This is a genomic window from Meiothermus luteus (assembly GCF_003574085.1).
Classification (GTDB): Bacteria; Deinococcota; Deinococci; order Deinococcales; family Thermaceae; genus Meiothermus; species Meiothermus luteus.
Genome location: NZ_QWKZ01000178.1, coordinates 1 through 2,493 on the forward strand (window position 1 = coordinate 1; position 2,493 = coordinate 2,493).

At 67.4% G+C, this 2,493-nt stretch carries 1 protein-coding gene and 1 pseudogene; both read right to left on the minus strand.

Features of this window, described 5'->3' with window-relative positions; genetic code table 11:
- Positions 1-409 (minus strand): annotated as a pseudogene (locus tag Mlute_RS14875) (hypothetical protein); the annotation flags it as partial.
- Between the two features lie 98 nt (positions 410-507).
- Positions 508-2,493, minus strand: a 1,986-nt coding sequence (locus Mlute_RS15765; RefSeq protein ID WP_119361307.1) for a WD40/YVTN/BNR-like repeat-containing protein, incomplete at its 5' end; no start/stop codon positions are given.

Consider the following 2,493-nt stretch of genomic DNA (forward strand, 5'->3'; position numbering starts at 1 on the left):
CCTCCCACCACTCCGCCAGGGCCAGGGCCATGCTCCTCTGGGGCTCCTCCCCCGGCGGGGGTGGGGCCTCCCCCTTCAGGTAGGCCTCCGCCCAGGCGTGGAAGCTCCCGCCCCGGCCCGCCGCCCTCTGGGCCGCCTTTCGGTGGGCCTGGGCCGCCCCGTCCAGGACGCGCCTCGCCTCCTCCTCGGTGAGGACCAGCCCGGGGACCAGCTCCCCCTTCAGGTACTCCACCACCTGGCGCACCGCCCACTCGTGGAGGTTCTTGTTCAGGAGCCCGGTGATTTGCGTCACGGAGGGGACGGGCTGCCAGTTCTCCCCGTCCCGGGAGGCCTCGTAGCCGCCCCCGTTCCTGCGGTAGCGGAGCCGCCAGCCGCTGGGGTGGTCCTTGAACAGCCAGTCTTGATACATGGGCCCTCCTTGGGCTCACTTCCAGGATACGGGGAAAAGTGAAGTACGAGCCTTAGGCTAGCCCCCGCTAGGGGGCCTCTGGGCAGGCCTCCCAAGGCCTAGGGGCCAGGAGGGGAAACGAGGATGAGGCCGTCCTTCCCCACCGCCACGAACCGACCGCCGCCGTAGGCGACGCCGTGGAGACCCCACATGGTCCCCGAGGGCACCTCCTTCCAGGTCAAGCCGTCGGTGGAGGTGAGGATGGTGCCCCATTCGCCCACCGCCACAAACCGGCCACCCCCGTAGGCGATGGCGTAGAGGTCCCTTGTGCCCTCCGAGGGCACCCAGGTCAGGCCATCCGTGGAGGTAAGGATGGTACGGGTAATCCCAACCGCCACAAATCGGCCAGCGCCGTAGGCGACGCCACGGAGAAACTGCGTAGTGCCCAGGGATACCGGTTGCCAGTTCAAACCATCTGTGGAGGTGAGGATGGTGCCCTCCTCCCCCACCGCCACAAAGCGGCCGGCGCCGTGGGTGACGGCATAGAGGTGTTGCAAGGATCCCGAGGCCACCTGCTTCCAGGTCAAGCCATCCCGGGAGGTCAAGGTGGAGCCAAAAACCCCCACCGCCACGAACCGACCACCCCCGTAGGTGACGCCAAACAAGACCGCCGAGGCCTCCAAGGGCACCTGCTCCCAGATCAGGCCATCGCTCGAGATGAGAAGGATGTCACTCCCCACCGCCACGAATCGGCCCTCACCGTAGGTTACGCCAGTGAGCAACTCCGTGGTTCCCGAACTCGCCCGTTGCCATCGGAGGCCGTCCGGGGAGGTGAGGAGGGTGCCCACACCCCCCACTGCCGTGAAACGCCCGTTGCCGTACGCGGCGCCATTGAGGTCCTCCGTGGCCCCCAAGCGCACCACCTGCCAGCTCAGGTCATCGTTGACGATGACGATGGTGCCGCCTGACCCCACCGCCGCAAACCGATTGCCACCGTAGACAACGCCAAAGAGGGCATTCGTCATCCCTAAGGGCACTTCTTCCCAGGTCAGGCCATCGGTGGAGGTAAGGAGGATTCCCCAGTCCCCCACCACCACGAAACGGCTGCCACTGTGGGCAACGCCTCGCAGGGTGCTCGTAGCTCCCAGGTTGAGCGCTTCCCAGGTTAGGCCGTCCGTGGAGGTCAAGAGGGTGTCCCCGTGCCCCACCGCCACGAACCTACCACCGCCGTAGGCAACGCCAAGAAGCTCTTCCCTCCCTTCGCTTACCCGGTGCCAGCTCAAGCCATTTGGGGAGGCGAGGATGGTGCCCTCCTCCCCCACCGCCACAAAGCGGCCGGCGCCGTAGGTCACGCCAGTGAGGGCATCGTCCGTTCCCGAGGCCACCTCCTCCCAGGTCCGTCCATCCAAAGAAGTCAGGATGGTGCCGCCCTTCCCCACCGCCACAAAACGGCCCCCGCCGTAGGTCACGCCAAGGTAGCATCCATGGGTCCCCGCGCACACGGGTTCCCAGGTCAAGCCGTCCGGAGAGAAGAGGATGGTGCTCTCATCCCCCACCGCCACGAACCGCCCAGCTCCGTAGGTGATGCCAAAAAGATCCCTGAGGGTCCTCGAGTCCGCCCGTTCCCAGGTCAGGCCGTCCCGTGAGGTGAGGATGGTACCCACAGCCCCCACGGCCACGAACCGATCCTTGCCGTAAGCGATACCAACGAGCCCTGCCGAAACCGCTGCCCACACCTCTCCAGCCCCAGGCAGGGGCCATGGCTCGCTCTCGGCCGCCCGCACCCTGAGGACAATAGGGGCCGTGGCCTCTGGCGCCCCCGGGGCTTGGCCCCGCACCGTCAGGGTGTAGGTGCCCTCGGGTACGTAGGCCCCCACCTGAAGGGTCAGGGTGCTGCTGTCTCCCGGAGCGGGGTTGGGGTTGAGGGACCAGGCGATCCCGTCCGGGGCCAGATCCGCGGTCAGGGGAGCATTCCCCTCGAGGGCAAGAGCGATGGGCTCCCCGAGGTTCTGCCGTGTGATTTGGACCGCCAACTGCACTTGGGAACCTGGGGTCACGGTAAGGAGGGGCTGGAGGGTAAAGCCGCCCAGGCCCCCGCCACCCTC